This window comes from Pseudomonas sp. PDM28 (genome assembly GCF_019219115.1).
GTDB classification, from domain to species: domain Bacteria; phylum Pseudomonadota; class Gammaproteobacteria; order Pseudomonadales; family Pseudomonadaceae; genus Aquipseudomonas; species Aquipseudomonas laurylsulfatiphila.
On sequence record NZ_JAHUWG010000004.1, the window covers coordinates 115,460 to 133,961 of the forward strand.

Below are 18,502 nucleotides of genomic sequence, written 5' to 3' on the forward strand. Positions count from 1 at the left end.
AAAACCATTCAATGAAGTGTGTCACCTGTTACTTCTTAGAGTTTCGGTTCGGCGAAAAAAGACCCAGTCTGTCCTCAGTCAAAGCGAAGGACCGTCAATACCGTGAACCCTCATCCCCACACCGCGACACCGATGCTATCGGTCATCGACCCGCGCGCCCTGGCAGTGCGCAGCGTCGGTTATTGCCGCCACCCGGACAGCCCGTTGATTGATCCGCGCATCACCCGGCAACGCTTCGACACGGCACGGCGTTTGGCCGAGTCCTGGGACCCACGGTTGTGGGGCACCTCGAAGCCGAACCTGAGCACGGTCTACGGCTTAAGTGGTCAGCCGTTGCTGACAGACAGCGTCGACGGCGGATGGCAGTTGAGCTTGCTCGATCAGGCGGGTTTGCCCTGTTCATTCTGGGATGCGCGCGGGAGCCAGCGCCACACCGGGTTCGACGAACAACAGCGGCCGATCACCGTCACCGAACAGGCTGCGGGAGAACTGCCACGCGTGGTCGAGCGCTTGACCTACGGAGATTCCGCTCCTGCTTTCGCCGAGCACAACCAGTGCGGGCAGTTGATCCGTCATGACGATCCGGCGGGTACTCAAATCATCCCCGCCTACGGGCTTGCCGGCGCCGTGTTGGTGGAAGATCGACGCTTCCTCGCTGATCTCGACACACCCGATTGGCCTTTGGACATCGAAGAACGCGAGGCATGGCTGGAAGCTCAATCGTTCATCACCCGCCACACCTTCAATCCCGCCGGTGAGTTTCAGCGACAAATCGATGCGATGGGGAACGTTCGCACCTTTGGCTACGACGTGGCTGGCAAGCTCAGTGGGGCCTGGCTGCAAATGGCTGACTCTGGAAAACCGCCGCAACGCCTGGTCAGCGCCATCCGCTACAACGCTCTCGATCAGGTCGAAAGCGAAACCGCCGGCAATGGTGTGCTGACCCACGCCGAGTACGCGGCCGATGACGGTCGCTTGCTCAGGTTGCAGGCCGCGCTCGGCAACCAGCCCCCCTTGCAGGACCTGAACTACCTCTACGACGCGGCGGGCAACATCGTCGAACTGCAAGACCGGTCCCAACCGGTGACCCACTTCAACAACCAGCGTATCGACCCGATCAACCGCTATCGCTACGACAGCCTGTACCAACTGGTCGAAGCCCGGGGGTGGGAGGTCAGCCAGCCGAGCCATGGCCCGGCCCTGCCAGTACTGCTGCCTACGCCGCTGGACCCCAACCAGCGGCGTAATTACACGCAACGTTTCGAGTACGACCGAGGCGGGAATTTGATCACTCGCCAGCACAGTGATACGCCGAGGTTTTCGATGTTCACTTCGGCGCTGAGTAACCGCAGTCTGGCGCAGCGCGGCGATGGTTCACTACCCGGAGAGACTGAGATTGCCATGGGTTTCGATGCCTGTGGCAATCAACGGGAGCTGCAGCGCGGCCAAGCCATGGATTGGGATATCCGTAACCAATTGAGCCGCGTGACGCTGGTCCAACGCCAAACCGAGCCCGACGACTACGAATGCTACCGCTACGACCGCCCTGGCCATCGCTTGCGCAAAGTGGGATTCACCCAAAGCAGCGGTCGCACCCTGCGCACCGAGGTCCGTTACCTCCCCAATCTGGAAATCCATCGCCAGGCCGATGGTGAAGAACATCACGTCATCAGTGTCGAAGCCGGACGCAGTAGTGTGCGGGCGCTGCACTGGCTGCAAGGTGCGCATAGCGACCAGTTGCGTTACAGCCTCAGCGATCACCTCGGCTCCAGCACCCTGGAACTGGATGACGAAGCGGGCGTGCTGACCCGGGAACACTATTACCCCTTTGGCGGCACGGCGTGCTGGGCGGGGAAAAGTGCGTTGGTGGCGCAGTACAAAACCATTCGGTATTCAGGTAAGGAGCGGGATGCGACCGGGCTTTACTACTACGGGTATCGCTATTATGCGCCGTGGTTACAACGCTGGATAAGTGCGGATCCTGCAGGGCCAGTAAATGGTCTGAATTTATATGGGTTTGTCTCCAATGGTGCAATATCAAGAAAAGATATTGATGGGCGAGTCTATGAAGGGAAGGATGATGAAGTCGAACACCGAGTTAAGTCGTTAGGCTACAACATGAGCGACCGCGGAATTTCCGGATTTTCGGAAGAGGAGCGAACAACCGTTATTGACGCGCTTTCGATAACCGAAAAGATATTTGGTAATGCTTTTGGGATGGCGCAAAAAGCGCCAGCTATTGCCAAGCAGGTCGTTACAAAAATGACAGGTGACGATGGCACTCATTTCGATCGTGTCGTTAGCGCATGGGGAAAAATTGCTGAATTGGCTAAGTTTTATCAGACTTCGGCAGGGCTGGATAAGCTCGTTAGGGTCGATAATCCATTCAATTCAAATGTTTTTGGCTTGGTTGTGAGTGGCGACACTCATGGACGCATTTTTGTTCAGGGGAACAAACTCAAAAAAGATGCTGTGTTTGGTTTTTTCTTGGCTCATGAAATTAGTCATATTGGTGCTGTGTCTGGATTTTCTGTTGAGGGCCCTTTAACTACAGATTATTTATATTTAACAAAGGACCATAAGCAGCAAGCCAGTTCTGCAAGTGATATCGCTCTGGGGAAATTAAGTGCGGATAGTTTTAAGTCATGGCCAAAAGAGACAGAACTTAATTTTGTGAGGAAGGTAATTGAGTTGGCGGGAGGAAAGCATGAGTTGGTCGGGGCGGTGGCGGTATTCAATAGCCAACCAAAGGTACGCTCTGAGATGCTTTCGAATACCGCCGATGTGGTTGCACGTTCGGCCTACGTGTTGAACGATGTTTTCAGGCAGGCCATGGCTAAACGTAAAGCAAACACGCCCATCGGCTCGTAAGTGGGGGGGACACTGGCATACTCGCAGGCTGGGATCTTTTGATCCTGGCTCAGTCCTGCTTCATCCCCAAACACTCGATGGAGTGATCCACCATCGCCTTGGCAATCTCCAGCAAATGCCAGATCGAGTACACCATCGCCCGGTCAGCCCCCTTGAGCTGGTCGCCACATTGATACGCCGTGGCCGAAGCACAGCGCAGCAGGTCGGCGACATAGAGTTGGGTGTCTTCGAAACTCACCTCCTTGCTGACGTTGTAGAAGCGCATTTCATCGGGTGGTGCGGGTTGTTTGCCGGTGAGGTGGAAATCGATGGCGCGGTAAAGCGCTGAGCGATCCCTGAGCGGTTCTTCGGTGGAGGTTTCGGGGGGATCGGGAACGGATTTTTCCATGAGTGTTACTCCTATTGCTGCATGGGAGCCATCACTTATCGCCTACTAAACGATTGGGTGGCGGCTGTACGCAGGTTAGTAGGCCGGTCAATAGGAAAACCGGTGCACCCGAGGGTGCCCCACGCACAACCACCATATTCTGCACGCGGCAAAATTTGCCGGACATGAGCATGGAATCGCTATGCGCCTATTGTTCCGGGCTACTAAACCCGATCACTGATGAGCAGTGACGGACCGAGACTAGTCACCGGATTTAGCAGGCCCAAGCGAGCGAAATGATCTAGGAAATGTCCTGCAAAGGAAAGGGAACGAGCCTGCAAAACCGCTGATTTCCCTGTACGAAAACTTCCCTCCGAAGACCAATGATGACCTGTGGCAAGGGAGCTTTTGTGGCGAGGGGGCTTGTCGGACCGCCGCACCGCCCCGCTGGGCTGCGAAGCGGCCCTGAAACCATTCAATGAGCTGAGTCACCTGTAACTTCCTACAGTTTCGGTCCGGCGAAAAAAGGCCCAGTCTGTCCTCAGTCAAAGCGTAGGACCGTCAATTCCGTGAACGCTCATCACCACGCCGGGACACCGGCGCTGTCGGTCATCGACCCGCGCACCCTGGCAGTGCGCAGCGTCGGTTATTGCCGTCACCCGGACAGCCCTTTGATTGATCCGCGCATCACCCGACAACGCTTCGACGCGGCGGGTCACTTGATCGAGTCGTGGGACCCACGGTTGTGGGGCACCTCGACGCCGAACCTGACCACGGTCTACGGCTTGAGTGGTCAACCGTTGCTGACGGACAGCGTCGATGCCGGATGGCAGTTGAGCTTGCCGGATCAGGCGGGTTCGCCCTGTTCGTTCTGGGATGCGCGCGGGAGCCAGCGCCACACCGGGTTCGACGAACAACAGCGGCCGATCACCGTCACCGAACAGGCTGCGGGAGAACTGCCACGCGTGGTCGAGCGCTTGACCTACGGAGATTCCGCTCCTGCTTTCGCCGAGCACAACCAGTGCGGGCAGTTGATCCGTCATGACGATCCGGCGGGTACTCAAATCATCCCCGCCTACGGGCTTGCCGGCGCCGTGTTGGTGGAAGATCGACGCTTCCTCGCTGATCTCGAAACACCTGATTGGCCCTTGGACCTCGATGAGCGCGAGACATGGCTGGAAGCTCAATCGTTCATCACCCGTCACACCTCCACTCCCGGCGGAGCGCTTCAGCGACAAATAGATGCGATGGGTAACGTTCGCACCTTTGGCTACGATGTGGCGGGCAAATTGAGTGGGGCCTGGCTGCAAATGGCTGACTCTGGAAAACCGCCGCAATGCCTGGTCAGCGACATCCGCTACAACGCCCTCGATCAGGTCGAAAGCGAAACTGCCGGCAATGGCGTGGTGACCCGTGTCGAATACGCGGCGGATGACGGTCGCTTGCTCAGGTTGCAGGCCGCGCTCGGCAATCAAAAGCCGTTGCAGGATCTCAACTATGTCCATGACCCGGTGGGCAACATCGTCGAACTGCAAGACCTGGCCCAACCAGTGACCCATTTCAACAACCAGCGTATCGACCCGATCAACCGCTATCGCTACGACAGCCTGTATCAACTGGTCGAAGCCCGGGGTTGGGAGGTCAGCCAGCCGAGCCATGGTCCGGCCCTGCCAGTACTGCTGCCTACACCGCTGGACCCCAACCAGCGGCGTAATTACACGCAACGCTTCGAGTACGACCGAGGCGGGAATTTGATCACTCGCCAGCACAGTGATACGCCGAGGTTTTCGATGTTCACTTCGGCGCTGAGTAACCGCAGTCTGGCGCAGCGCGGCGACGGTTCCCTGCCGGGAGAGGGTGACATTGCATTGGGTTTCGACGCCTGTGGCAATCAACGGGAGCTGCAGCGCGGCCAAGCCATGGACTGGGATATCCGTAATCAGTTGAGCCGCGTCACGCTGGTCCAACGCGAAACCGAGCCCGACGACTACGAAAGCTACCGCTACGACCGCCCTGGCCATCGCTTGCGCAAAGTGGGATTCACCCAAAGCAGCGGTCGCACCCTGCGCACCGAGGTCCGTTACCTCCCCAATCTGGAAATCCATCGCCAGGCCGATGGTGAAGAACATCACGTCATCAGTGTCGAAGCCGGGCGCAGTAGTGTGCGGGCGCTGCACTGGCTGCAAGGTGCGCATAGCGACCAGTTGCGTTACAGCCTCAGCGATCACCTCGGCTCCAGCACGATGGAACTGGATGACGACGCCGGTGTACTGATCCAGGAACACTATTACCCCTTTGGCGGCACGGCGTGCTGGGCGGGGAAAAGTGCGTTGGTGGCGCAGTACAAGACCCTTCGTTATTCGGGGAAAGAGCGGGATGCGACAGGGCTTTATTACTATGGGTATCGGTATTACGCGCCTTGGTTGCAGCGCTGGGTTAATCCGGACCCTGCGGGGGATATTGATGGATTGAATATATTCAGATTTACGAAAGGAAATCCCACCTCTGGTATCGATATTGATGGATTGCAATACGCTGAATCCACTCTGGAAACTGCATACCCAACTTCTAGTGCGGGGGGGGAATTCAAAATACAAAGATGGGGTAGTGATCAAGAGTGGCGGGCGATAGGGGCTGCTTTTTCTGATATGACATTGCTCACAAATGTTCCGGAAATAGATATGACCGAATACGTCAAGAGTTTTGATGCGTTGACCGATTTCGAAAAAATATCTATTAGGCTTTGGGCTGGCGTTTCAACTAATCACGTTTATCATGACGCTGCAAGTGATGCGGGTTATGGCGACCCTATTAACTACGAGATAAATATTCGTTTGGCAAAATCACTCCCTTTGCCTTCAAGAGTTCAGGCTGTATATGAAGATGTGCAAACAGGAATATCTCGACTCCCAAAGTATCCAGCTACCCTGCTACGTACAGTTGAACATGGCCCTCTTCGTCTCTCGCCTTGGGGGACAAATATAAATATTGGGGATGTAGTATCCAACGGTCCTTTACTCATGGCCGCGTCGGAGTCTAACAATTACGCTGGGTTTCTGACTAACACGCCAGCCCTAAAGGATACTACGGAGCTTGCCCACTATTTAATTGACTCACAAACAGCCAGCCCATTGGTATGGAATATAGCTTCTCCCTCACGAAATGAAGGTGAGTGGTTGTTCTCGCCAAATAGCGACTTTCTGGTCACGGAAATAGTACGAGTAACGCGAGTTAAAGATGCAGAGGGCAACTCAAAAGAGGGCTTGGCGAGAACTGGTGTTGTATTGAAGGAAATAAAAAGTAAGAAGGGTTCTGTGAAAAATATATTCACAGGCGCCCGTATTGCACGTTAGATAATAACTTTGCGTTGATTGTAAGGTCGTATAAATAGTTGTTTAGAACTGCACACTGCAGAGGCGCTCACTCAGGCCTCTGAGATACCCATCGTTTGCGCAAAGTGAGATTTGCCCACAGCTGCGACCGAACTCTAATCTACCGGGTCTGGAAACCCACCGCCAGGTCGACGGTAATTGATCATCTTTTATTCAACCCTCGCGCCAACCGATCCCCACCCAATTGAATCACCGCCACCAACGCCACCAGCAGCACAATCACCGTCAACATGATCTGGCTGTCAAACCGCTGATACCCATACCGATAGGCAATATCCCCCAACCCGCCCGCACCAATCGCCCCGGCCATGGCCGAGGAGTTGATCATCGTCACCAGCGTAATCGTGAACCCGCCGACAATCCCCGGCAGTGCTTCCGGCAACAACACATGCCAGACGATGTGCCAGCGCCGGCAACCCATGGCTTGCGCCGCTTCGATCAACCCATGATCGACCTCGCGCAAGCTGACCTCGGCAATGCGCGCAAAGAACGGCGTGGCCGCGATGGTCAACGGCACCACGGCCGCCCAGACGCCGTAAGTGGTGCCGACGATGAGCCGGGTGAACGGAATCAACGCCACCATCAAAATCAGGAAAGGAACCGAGCGAAACAGGTTCACGAATGCACCCAAAACGCGGTTCAGCGCCGGGGCTTCGTAGATGCCGCCCTTGGAGCTGGTGACCAGGATCACCGCCAGCGGAATGCCCGCCAACAGCGCGATCAGCGACGACACGCCGACCATCAGGAACGTGTCGATAAAACCCTGCAGCAAGCGATCAAACCACATAACCCAGTACCTCCACCTGTTGCGCCCAATGGTTGGCGCGTTGACGCAATTCTTCGGCATCGAGTGGGGAGCCCGTCACCGCCAACAGCAGTTGCCCAAGGGCGTGACCTTGTATCCGTTCCACACCACCTTGCAGCAATCGAACCCGGCCACCCAGGGCACCGAACAGCGCTGCCAGGTCCGGCTCGTCGCGTTGGTTGCCGGTGAACTGCAAGCGCAGGACTACAGCTGCATCCGGCGCGCTCGATTGCGGCTGCAAACGGCTTTGCAACTCTTCCGGCAATGCGTGTTGCAACGGCGCCAGAAGTGTCTTGCTGACCTCATGTTGTGGATTGCCGAAGACTTCCCACACCGGGCCTTGCTCGACGATGCGCCCGTGTTCGAGGACGACTACGCGATCACAGATCTCGCGGATCACCGCCATCTCGTGGGTGATCAGCACAATGGTCAGGCCCAGGCGTTGATTGATCTCGCGCAGCAGGCCGAGGATCGATTGCGTGGTCTCCGGGTCCAGTGCCGAGGTGGCTTCGTCGCACAGCAGGATTTGCGGGTCATGCACCAGCGCCCGGGCAATGCCCACGCGCTGTTTCTGCCCACCGGACAATTGCGCCGGGTAAGCTTTGTGTTTGGCCTGCAAGCCGACCAGTTCCAGCAGCTCACGGACCTTTTGCTCGCGTTGTTCCCTGGGCACGCCGGCGACTTTCAGCGGCAACTCGACGTTCTGCCAAACGGTCTTGGCCGACATCAAATTGAAGTGCTGGAAGATCATGCCGATGCGCCGACGCAGCGCCACCAGGCGGTCTTCGTCGAATTCGCCGATATCGACCTGATCGATCAGTACCCGACCACTGCTCGGTTGCTCCAGGCGATTGATGGTGCGAATCAGCGACGACTTGCCGGCGCCGCTGCGACCAATGATGCCGAACACTTCGCCGCGCTGGATCGCCAGGTCGATGCCGTGCAACGCGGCCACCGGGCCTTGCTGGCCGTTGTAGGTTTTACCCAGGCCGATGAAGCGCACGTGGGCATGGTTGAGTTCGGGATGCAGCTCGGTGCGCTCGGCGCTGTGCGGCTCTGGAGTCTCCAGTCGCCGTTGGATGGCGGCGGTCATGCTCAGCTTTCCCAGCCGGCTTGGTAGAGCTTGCCGTGAGCCTTATCCAGTGCGGCGCGCACCGCGGGTGAGTGCTGGTAGATGTCGACGAACTTGATCAGGCGCGGGTCGGTTTTGCTCTTCGGCTGGATCACGAATTGAATCACGTACTCCTTGTGATCGAGGCCGTCGAACAGCAGCGCGGAGCCCGCGTCGAAGGTTTTCGACAAGCGAATGTAGGCCGGGTAGCCCTGCACCAGATCGGCATCGTCATAGGCACGTACCAGTTGCACGGCTTCGACCTGGAGGATCTTGATGTTCTTCGGGTTGGCGATGATGTCTTCTTCGGTGGCCTTGTAGCCGACGCCGGGCTTGAGGGTGATCAGGCCGGCCTTGGCCAGCAGTTGCAAGCCTCGACCGCTGTTGATCGGGTCGTTGGCGATGGCCACGCTGGCGCCTTGCGGCAGTTCGTCGAAGCTTTTGTATTTTTTCGAGTAGAGGCCTACGTTGTTGATGATCCCCGGCGCGAACGGCACCAGGTCGAAACCCGAGGCGGCCTTGGCGTTTTCCAGGAACGGGATGTGCTGGAAGTAGTTCACGTCGATGTCGCCGGCGGCGAGGCTGACGTTCGGCGCGATCCAGTCGGTGAACTCCACCAGCTCGACTTTCAGGCCTTGTTTGGAAGCCTCTTCGACGGCGGCTTCAAGGGGAATGGCGAAAGCGGCGGTGGTGCCGATTTTCAGTGGCGCGTCGGCGGCGAAAACCGCAGAGCTGAACAGGCCGAGGGCCAGGGCCAGTGCTTTGACTGGGTGAGAGAGGTAGTGCTTTTTCATGGTGAGTTATCCAGTCAGTGCATAAGGTTTGTGTTGTTTGGTCGGGCCTCTTCGCGAGCAGGCTCGCTCCCACAATGGATCTCGGGTGTTCACACAATCCCTGTGGGAGCGAGCCTGCTCGCGAAGCTTTTTAGCGGCGGTAAGCCGAGCCGGTATGTTGCTCAGGCAGATGCGCCTCCTGCTGAAACAGCTTTTCGCGCAAGGTGCCGCTGTCGTACGCCGTCTTGTACGACCCCCGCCGCTGCAACTCGGGAATCACCAGCTCGATGAAATCCACATAGCTTTCCGGGGTGACGATGCGGGTCAGGTTGAAACCATCCAACCCGGTTTCGGCGATCCAGGATTCCAGCTCATCCGCCACTTGCTGCGGTGAGCCGACCACGGTGATGTAGCGGCCACCGAGGGCGTGTTGCTCCAGCAATTTGCGGCGGGTCCAGTCGTTTTTTTGCAGGTGTTTGGTGGCGGACTGGATCGCGTTGCTCTTCACGTACTGGATCGGCTCGTCGATTTCATATTGGGAAAAATCGATCCCGGTGGACGCCGAAAAGTGCGCCACGCCGGCCTCGGCACTGGCGTAGCTCAGGTATTCGGCATGCTTGGCCAAGGCCAGCGCTTCGGTGGCGCCGACGATCACGTTCAGGCCCATGAACACCTTGATGTCCTCGGGATTGCGCCCGGCTTCGACGGCACTGGCACGGACCTTGTCCACCTGCACCTTGGTCGATGGTTTGTTCTGGCCACTGATGAACACGCACTCGGCATGCCGCCCGGCGAACAGCAAACCGCGATCCGAACTGCCGGCCTGGAACAGCACCGGTGTGCGTTGCGGCGAGGGCTCGCAGAGGTGATAACCCTCGACCTGATAGAACTCGCCCTTGTGCTCGACCTTGTGCACTTTCTCAGGCTGCGCATAGATCCGCTGCTGCGGATCGTTCAGCACCGCGCCGTTTTCCCAGCTGCCTTCCAGGAGTTTGTAGAGCACCTCCAGGTACTCGTCGGCCTGGTCGTAGCGACGGTCATGCTCGACCTGTTCGCTCAGGCCCATGGCCTTGGCGGCGCTGTCGAGGTAGCCGGTGACGATGTTCCAGCCGACCCGGCCACGGCTGAGATGATCCAGCGTCGACAGGCGTCGGGCGAACAGGTACGGCGCTTCGTAGGTGAGGTTGGCGGTCAGGCCGAAACCGAGGTTTTTCGTCACCGCCGCCATCGCTGAAACCAGCAACAGCGGGTCGTTGACCGGCAGCTGGATCGATTCTTTCAGCGGCACGTCCACCGAATTCTGGTAGACGTCGTAGACCCCGACGATGTCGGCGATGAACAGGCCGTCGAACAGCCCGCGCTCGAGCAATTGCGCCAGTTCGGTCCAGTATTCGATCGTGTTGTAGCGGGTGGACGTGTCGCGCGGGTGCGTCCACAAACCGTGGTTGATGTGCCCGATGCAGTTCATGTTGAAGGCATTGAGCAGGATCTTCTTTTTAGCCATTCAGATGGTCCCCCGCAGTGGCGGGTTTTCATCGTTGAGGTAGTAGTTGCCCACGGCATGGTACTTCCAGCGCACTGGGTCGTGCAGGGTGTGCACCCGCGCGTTGCGCCAGTGGCGGTCGAGGCCATGTTCGATCAAGGTCGCCTGGCTGCCGGCCAGTTCGAACAGCGTGCTGCCGGCGGCCAGGGAGATTTCTGTGCTCAGGGCGCGGGCTTCGGCGACGGCAATCGATGCGGCTGCGACGGTCTCGGCCTGGGTGTCGGCCTGGGCTTTGTCGAGGTATTCACCGGCACGCTCCAGCAGCGCCTCGGCGGCGTGCAGGCGAGTGCTCAGGTGGCCGAAGCTCTTGAGTGTCAGTGGATCGTCCGTGGCTTTTTCGTGGGTGGCGTCGATCCACGGCCGGGTTTTGCTGCGCACGAAGTGCAGCGCATCCTCATACGCAGCGCGGGCGATGCCGGTGTCGATGGCGGCATGGAGAATCTGCGCCAGCGGACCGACCGGGGTCGGGCGCTCGAAGGCGCTTTGAAAGGGGATGACATCTTCGGCCGCGACGTAGACATCTTCGAACACCACCGAACCGCTGCCCGTGGTGCGCTGGCCGAAGCCGCTCCAGTCGTCAATTACGGTGAGGCCCTTGCTGTTGCGCGGGACGAACGCCAGTTGCTGCACACCGTTTTCATCCACCACCGAGGTGGGAATGCGCTGGGCGTAAATCGCACCGGTGGCGTAGAACTTGCGGCCATTGATGCGATAGCCGCTGCCGTCGTGGGTCAGGCTGGTGATGCGATCGTGGGCGGTTTTGGTGCCGAGTTCGGCGAGGGCATTGCCGAAGCGCTGGCCGGCCAGCACTTCGGCATAAAGACGTTTTTTCTGCTCATGGCTGCCGTTCACGCGCAGCACTTCGAGGGCATAAAAATGGTTCTGCGGAATTTGCCCCAGCGAGCCGTCGGCCTGGGCGATCAGGGCGATGACCTTGGCCAGGGTGACGTTGGAAACACCGGCGCCGCCATATTCCTTTGGCACGCTGATGCCCCACAGGCCCGAGCGGGAAAACACTTCCAGTTCCGGGTGTGGCAGACGGCGTTCACGGTCGCGTGTGGCGCTGTCACGTTTGAAATCTTCAGCCAGATCGCTGGCGACAATCAGGGCTTGCTCATCGCTGGTAATGACCGCGACGGGGTGAGAAATGCTCATGTGCTTCTCCAGATGTCTGGTCGTTAAATCCAGGAATGACGGTTAGGCAGCGTGCCGTTGAGGCGATAGGCGCCGATGGCGTGGTATTTCCAGCGCACCGGATCGTGCAGCGTGTGCACCCGGGCATTGCGCCAGTGGCGGTCGAGGTTGAACTCGGCGAGGGTGGCGCGGCTGCCGGCCAGTTCGAACAGCTTTTCGCTGGCCAGCAATGAAATCTCGGTGGTCAGCACTTTGGCTTCGGCCACGACAATCGAGGCGCGGGCGGCGGACTCGGCGGTGAGCGGTGCGGCGCTGACTTCATCGAGCACCTGCCCGGCCTTGCGCAGCAGCGCTTCGGCGGCGTGCAGTTCGATTTTCAGTTTGCCGATATCGGCGATTACGTACAGGTCATCGCTGGCCCGCTCGACCTTGGCATCGATCCACGGCCGTGCACGGGTTTTCACGAAGTCGATGGCGTCGTCGATGGCGCCCCGGGCGATACCGGCGTCGATGGCCGCCTGAATCAGTTGGGAGACGGCGCCCTGGATGTTCGGTGTGTCGTTGATCCGCCAGTTATCCACAACAAGTTCGGGGTCGACCTGCACGTTGTTGAGCAAAATCGTGCCGCTGGCGGTGGTGCGCTGACCAAAGCCGGACCAGTCATCGACGATGCGCAGTCCCGGCGTGCCGCGACGGATGAACGCCAGCACTTGTTTGCCGTCGTCGTTCAATGCCTTGACCGCAACCCAATGGGCGAACAGTGCACCGGTGGAATAGAACTTCTGGCCGTTGAGAACACCGTCGGCGGTGAGGCGTGCCTTCAGTTCCAGGGTGTTTTTGGTGCCGCGCTCCGGCCCGGCATTGCCGATGCGCCAGCCATCGAGGACGCTTTTGAACAGCTGCCTTTTCTGCGCTTCGGTGGCGCTGCCGAGGATCAGGTTAAGAATGCCGAACTGGTTTTGCGGGATCTGCCCAAGCGCCGGGTCGGCGGCGGAAATGATCGCGAAGACCTCGGCCAGGGTGACGAACGAAACCTGCGGGCCACCATACTCGCGGGGGATGGAAATGCTGCCCAGGCCGCTGTGGGTGAACAGTTCGATTTCAGACCATGGAAGCTTGCGCAACTGGTCGCGTTTGGCCGCTTGCAGGCGCGCGACGTGCGCCAGTTCGTGGGCTGCCTTGATGGCTTGGGCGTCATTGCGCAAGATTTGTGCGGGCAACAACAACGGGGCGATGTCCAGGTCACTCTGGACGATTGCATCTGCCAGATTGGACATCAGTGCCACTCCTTGGCTGCTCGCAATGCCCTGGCGATCTGCACTGGGGTGATTGTGTTCCGGACCATACCTACCTCACATCTCATGGAAGCGCCGCTTGTGGCCGCGCATGAAAACAAGAATGTCCGGTGGTCCGGTTTATATACCCTAAACGTGTATAAATATTTTATGAACTAACTTTTAGGAATATGGATAGAAGGGTGGCTATTTCGCTGTCGCCAAGATCGCAGCCTTCGGCAGCTCCTACAGGGTTTTGGGCTGCCGAAGGCTGCGATCGACATCATCGTCTGTGGGCTTCGGCGGCCTTGAGGTGCTGTTTCTTCGGGACTTTCAGATAAGGATTGGCGCAGCCGATCTTCAGCGTGCGGGCCGGTGCCCAGCGGGAGTTGTTGCCCACCCTGTCGAGAATGCAGTACGTCACCTCCAGCCGCAGATCTTCGCCGGCTTCGAGGATGATGGCCGGCGGTATCCAGACCTGGATTGGCTGGCCCACATCGGCGGACTTGAGCGGTGGCAGATCCATGCGCACATCGCCCCAGCGCAGGGTGATCTCGTCGTCGACGGCCATGTTCAGGTACGGCTCGATGGTCAAGGGAACACCGCGTTTGACCTGGCTCGGATTCACCCCCTGACGGCGAATTGCCTCGGGAATGCTCACCGGTGCCAGGCACTGGTTTTCATCGCCGCACAGCGCCGAGGGTTGGCCGCCCGGACAGTCGAGTTTGATCTGCACGTTTTGACTGGCCGATACCGCCGGCCCCCGGCCAATCTGCATGACCCGGTAGTGAATGCGCGAGGTGCCGTTGGCGACAAAACTCTCAGGCACCCGCAACTGCACCGGTCGGCCGACATCACTGGCCGTCAGCACGCGGGAAGCCACGTAGCAGTTGTCCCAGAACAGTTCGACCAGGTCTCCTGCGTCCATGGCGGGGTAGGGTGCCACATCGATCAGCAGGTGCGCTGCGCAGGTGACGTTGATGCCGGCCTTGTTCGATTGCGCCAGGGTCGGGGCTGCAAGCCCGGATTTGTTCGAGGTGCTATTCATGAAGTCTCCTTGAAGTCTTGCAACGAAGTCCGTTTCTGGAATATCAAAAACCAATAATCGAACAGATAAACCATTCATTACTTTGAGCGGGAATAATGAGTTTAATGTGATGAGTGTCGCTGGCTGGAGACTAGATAAGAGTCAGGGGGATCCGCTGTCAATAAGATTTGTTAGTTATGGTGGTTGTGTGGCGCTATTCAGAAAGTTCCTACGGTTCTAAGTAATTAAACCGTGCCTGTGCGTCGAAGTTTTCTGCTGAAAGTGAGTGAATACGGGCGAATTGGTGCAAGTCGTGGGCACCGTCTTACGACGGAGGATCTGGTTGAATTGGCATTGCTTAATTATCGTGAAGCATATATTTGTACCGTGCACGCGTACAGGATATGCATGTTTGATAGGTGGGTTTTGTTTGGTATTAATGAAAGGTCTTTCGAGGGGTGTCACTTCCATCCATGGAAGTTTACCGTTTTTGCGCAGGGCTGTTAGTTATGAGCGTTATTCAGGAACTTGCTCAGGAATTGCCGGGTTCGCTCTTCTTTCGGGTTGGCAAACAACGCCTTCGCTTCGCCTTGTTCGACGATCACGCCCTTGTCGAAAAACACCACACGGTTGGCCACGTCCCGGGCAAAACCCATTTCGTGGGTGACGATCACCATGGTGCGCTTCTCTTCGGCCAGGCCGCGGATGGTCGCCAATACCTCGCCCACCAGTTCCGGGTCGAGGGCTGAGGTCGGCTCATCGAACAGGATCACTTCGGGCTCCATCGCCAGCGCCCGGGCAATCGCCACGCGCTGTTGCTGGCCACCGGAGAGGCGACGCGGGTAAGCGTCCTCCTTGCCCGCCAGACCGACCTTGGCCAAGAGTTTTTTACCCAGGGCTACGGCGTCGGCGTGCGGGGTCTTCTTGACCACGATCGGGCCTTCGATGACGTTTTCCAAAGCGGTGCGATGGGGGAACAGGTTGAAGTTCTGGAACACGAAGCCCACGTGCTGGCGCAAACGTCGCACCAGGCTCTGCTGCTGGTTCAGGGGACGGCTGGTATCGATCTCGATATCGCCGACCTTGATCCGGCCGCTGGTGGGTTCTTCCAGAAAATTCAGGCAGCGCAGGAAGGTGGTCTTGCCCGAACCGCTAGGGCCGATGATCGCGACCACCTCGCCTTCCTTGACCTCAAGATCGATGCCATTGAGCACGACTTGACCCTTGAACTGCTTTGTCAGTTTTTCCACGACAATCATTGGGTCAGGACTCCTGGTCGTGCCGATTGACCCGCGCTTCCAACTGGTTCTGCAGGTGCGACAGCACCGTGGCCAGGACCCAGTAGATCAGTGCGGCGGCAAGATACATGGTGAAGATTTCGAAGGTACGGGCGGTGATCAGTTGCGCCTGGCGGAACAGCTCCGGTACCTGGATGGTAGCGGCCAGCGCCGTGTCCTTGACCAGCGAGATGAAGCTGTTGCCCAGCGGCGGCAAGGCGGTGCGCATGGCCTGTGGCAGGATGGCCCGGCGCAGGGTTTGCGCGCGGGTCATGCCGATACTGGCAGCGGCTTCCCACTGGCCGCGCTCGATGGAGCTGATCGCGGCACGCAGGATTTCGCAGGCGTAGGCGGCCATGTTCAGCGAGAAGCCGATCAGGGCCGCCGGCAGCGGATCAAGTTCCAGACCCAATTGCGGCAAGCCGTAATAGATCACGAACAGTTGCACCAGCAACGGCGTGCCGCGAAAGAACGACACGTAGATGCGGGCGATCCAGCTCACCAGTTTGAAGCGCGACAGGCGCATCAGCGCCAGGCCGAACCCCATCACCAGGCCGAAAAACATCCCGCCCAGGCTGAGGATGACCGTGTAGTACGCGCCCTTGAGCAGGAAGGGCGCGGAGTCCAGTGCGAGTTGGAAAGCTTCTTCCATTATTGAGTGACGTCAGCGTTGAAGTATTTTTCCGAGAGTTTTTTCAGGGTGCCATCGGCGCGCAGCTTGTCGATCGCCTTGTTCACCGCGGCCAGCAGTTCAGGCTCGCCTTTGCGCAGGGCAATGCCGGCTTCCTGACGGGAGAACGCGTCACCGGCGGCGGTGGTGTCCTTGGCTTTCTTGGCGTATTCCAGCGCGGCCAGGCGGTCGATCAGAATGGCGTCGATACGGCCGACACGCAGGTCCTGGAACTTGGTCGGATCATCTTCGTAGGTGCGGACATCGGCAGTTGGTACGTTGGTTTTCACCCACTCTTCGTAGTTGGTGCCCAGGCCCACGCCGACTTTCTTGCCACCCAGGTCGGCAGCGGTCTTGATGTTCAGCTCGGGGGCCTTCTTGGTCAGCACCAGTGCCTGGATACCGGAAACGGTGTACGGCTCGGAGAAGTCATACTTCTTCTTGCGCTCTTCGGAGATGGTCACCTGGTTGATCACTGCGTCCAGGCGCTTGGATTCCAGGGCCGCGAGGATGCCGTCCCATTTGGTCGGTTGCAGTTTGACCTTGACGCCCAGCTCTTTGGCCAGGGCTTCGGAGAACTCGACTTCGAAGCCGGTCAGTTTGCCGTCGGCATCGACAAAGCTGAACGGTGGGTAAGTGCCTTCCAGGCCAACGTTGATCACGCCGGCGTCTTTGATTTTTTGCAGTTGCTCACCGGCAACGGCTTGGCCAATAAGGCCTGCGCTCAGTGCCAGGCCCAGCGAGCCCACCAGCAGATTGCGACGTAGTGCGGAAAAATTCATGACAAGCCCCTGTGTTTTCTTATGGAAGACGCTTTAGGAAAGTTGGCAAATTCGGGAGTTCAGCGACAGCGCTATCCTGCCTTAAAGCAGCGTATGCGTCTCTCGGGAAATTCGCCTGTAGCATGACTATATGATGGCGTTTTTAGAATGGAAAATAATAATTATTCTTCTGGTTATTCCATTTTTGAATAGCTTGCGTTTTTACTGTAGGAGCGAGCCTGCTCGCGATGGTCGTCAACGATAACGCTGGCAACCTGACACCCCGCGGTGCCCTGTCGTCCATCGCGAGCAAGCTCGTTCCTACAGAAAATCCTTATAGGCAAACAACGCCGGCGCCCCGCCAGTGTGCAGGAAGATAATCGGACCTTCGTCGAAACGCTGACGCCCGATCCCGTCCAGCAAGCCCGCCATGGCCTTGCCAGTGTAGACCGGGTCCAGCAGCAAGCCTTCCTGACTCGCCAGCAGCTTCACCGCCGCCAGTGTTCCGGCATTCGGCTCACCATAACGCGGGGCGAAGTATTCGTCCCACAACTCGACCTTGAAAGCGTCCGGCAGGTCCACGCCCAGCAGCTCGGCAGTGCGTTCGGCCAGGCCTTGTACCTTTGGCCGCTGGTCTTCATCGCTGCGCGAGACCGTCACGCCGATTACTGGCAGATCCGGCAGTGCTTCACTCAAGGCCAGTGCCAGGCCGCTGTGGGTACCGGCACTGCCCGAGGCCAGGACCACGGCGGCGAACGTCAGGCCGGTGTCCTTGATCTGTTCGGCCAGTTCCAGCCCGGCACGTACGTAACCGAGTGCGCCTAGCGCGTTGGAGCCTCCGATCGGCACCAGGTACGGCTTCTTGCCGTTGTTGCGCAGTCTGTCGGCCAGGGCTTGCAGTTGTTCGTCGGCGTTGTCGAGGTTTTCCACCAGTTCGACCTTGGCATCGAACAGGTCGAGCAGCAGGCGGTTGCCGTTGCCGGTGTAATTGTTGTCATCGGTGCCGAGGGGGTTTTCCAGAAGGGCTACGCAGCCCAGGCCCAGTTTCGCCGCAATGGCGGCCGTCTGGCGTACGTGATTCGATTGCAACGCGCCGGCGGTGATCAAGGTGTCGGCGCCCTGGGCCAGCGCATCGGCGGCCAGATATTCGAGTTTGCGCAGCTTGTTGCCGCCCATTGCCAGGGGCGTCAGGTCATCGCGCTTGACGTACAGGTCGCGACCCAGCCAGGTCGACAGGCGTTCGAGTTTTTCCAGGGCGGTGGGTTGACCGAGCAGGTCGAGGCGGTTAAAGCGGGCGAGCTGTTGTTTGATCATGGGGTCCGTACTGGCCGTGGAAGATCTCAGGACTATAGGCACGCGAAAAAGGCTGGGCAACCGTCAATTGCTTATAGCCAATCGTAATGAGCACAGCATTATTGGTTCTTAATTTGCCCCGCTGCCCTTGCCGTAAAGTAATCGCCGTCAGTGCGGCCAGACAGTCCGGTCGCCCGTGAGGAG

Annotated in this window: 14 protein-coding genes; 2 read left to right on the forward strand and 12 right to left on the reverse strand. The window is 58.5% G+C overall.

The features are described from left to right. The first annotated feature begins 102 nt into the window (after nt 1–102). The gene (locus KW841_RS09900) at nt 103–2,871 is read left to right on the forward strand and encodes an RHS repeat-associated core domain-containing protein (protein ID WP_218475634.1); all 2,769 of its coding nucleotides are present in this window, start codon (nt 103–105) and stop codon (nt 2,869–2,871) included. A 49-nt stretch (nt 2,872–2,920) separates the two neighbouring features. Here KW841_RS09900 and KW841_RS09905 read toward each other — a convergent pair whose 3' ends face one another. Further along, nucleotides 2,921–3,259: a DUF6124 family protein gene (locus KW841_RS09905; protein WP_218475637.1), complete on the reverse strand. Its 339-nt coding sequence runs from the start codon at nt 3,257–3,259 to the stop codon at nt 2,921–2,923. 548 nt (nt 3,260–3,807) lie between these two features. Here KW841_RS09905 and KW841_RS09910 point away from each other — a divergent pair. Then, complete coding sequence (locus KW841_RS09910; RefSeq protein ID WP_371319502.1) at nt 3,808–6,591, forward strand: RHS repeat domain-containing protein; 2,784 nt, start codon at nt 3,808–3,810, stop codon at nt 6,589–6,591. A gap of 181 nt (nt 6,592–6,772) precedes the next feature. Here KW841_RS09910 and KW841_RS09915 read toward each other — a convergent pair whose 3' ends face one another. From KW841_RS09915 to KW841_RS09965, 11 genes are all read right to left on the reverse strand, one after another. Next, on the reverse strand, nt 6,773–7,417 hold the full coding sequence (locus KW841_RS09915; protein WP_102701880.1) for a methionine ABC transporter permease: 645 nt from the start codon (nt 7,415–7,417) through the stop codon (nt 6,773–6,775). After that, on the reverse strand, nt 7,407–8,528 hold the full coding sequence (locus KW841_RS09920; RefSeq protein ID WP_218475639.1) for a methionine ABC transporter ATP-binding protein: 1,122 nt from the start codon (nt 8,526–8,528) through the stop codon (nt 7,407–7,409). The genes KW841_RS09915 and KW841_RS09920 overlap by 11 nt, the downstream gene beginning before the upstream one ends. Before the next feature lie 2 nt (nt 8,529–8,530). Beyond that, a complete protein-coding gene (locus KW841_RS09925) occupies nt 8,531–9,340 on the reverse strand; it encodes a MetQ/NlpA family ABC transporter substrate-binding protein (RefSeq protein WP_218475641.1) in 810 nt (269 codons plus the stop codon). A gap of 130 nt (nt 9,341–9,470) precedes the next feature. Then, nucleotides 9,471–10,823 carry an LLM class flavin-dependent oxidoreductase gene (locus tag KW841_RS09930; RefSeq protein ID WP_218475643.1) on the reverse strand — a complete coding sequence of 451 codons (1,353 nt, stop codon included), beginning with the start codon at nt 10,821–10,823 and terminating at the stop codon, nt 9,471–9,473. Continuing rightward, nucleotides 10,824–12,017, reverse strand: a complete 1,194-nt coding sequence (locus tag KW841_RS09935; protein WP_218475645.1) for an SfnB family sulfur acquisition oxidoreductase — start codon at nt 12,015–12,017, stop codon at nt 10,824–10,826. A 23-nt stretch (nt 12,018–12,040) separates the two neighbouring features. Next, nucleotides 12,041–13,273: an SfnB family sulfur acquisition oxidoreductase gene (locus tag KW841_RS09940; protein ID WP_218475647.1), complete on the reverse strand. Its 1,233-nt coding sequence runs from the start codon at nt 13,271–13,273 to the stop codon at nt 12,041–12,043. A gap of 280 nt (nt 13,274–13,553) precedes the next feature. Further along, complete coding sequence (locus KW841_RS09945) at nt 13,554–14,318, reverse strand: hypothetical protein (RefSeq protein ID WP_218475649.1); 765 nt, start codon at nt 14,316–14,318, stop codon at nt 13,554–13,556. Between the two features lie 482 nt (nt 14,319–14,800). After that, nucleotides 14,801–15,556: an L-cystine ABC transporter ATP-binding protein TcyN gene (gene tcyN, locus KW841_RS09950; RefSeq protein ID WP_007972898.1), complete on the reverse strand. Its 756-nt coding sequence runs from the start codon at nt 15,554–15,556 to the stop codon at nt 14,801–14,803. A 4-nt stretch (nt 15,557–15,560) separates the two neighbouring features. Continuing rightward, nucleotides 15,561–16,226, reverse strand: coding sequence for a cystine ABC transporter permease (gene tcyL, locus KW841_RS09955; protein WP_007983131.1), 666 nt, complete (start codon nt 16,224–16,226; stop codon nt 15,561–15,563). Further along, entirely contained in the window at nt 16,226–17,026 is an 801-nt protein-coding gene (tcyJ, locus tag KW841_RS09960; protein WP_102700214.1) for a cystine ABC transporter substrate-binding protein, read from the reverse strand. The genes tcyL and tcyJ overlap by 1 nt, the downstream gene beginning before the upstream one ends. A 300-nt stretch (nt 17,027–17,326) precedes the next feature. Next, nucleotides 17,327–18,319 (reverse strand): D-cysteine desulfhydrase, encoded by a 993-nt coding sequence (locus tag KW841_RS09965; protein WP_102700215.1) that lies wholly within the window; start codon nt 18,317–18,319, stop codon nt 17,327–17,329. Nucleotides 18,320–18,502 lie beyond the last annotated feature (183 nt).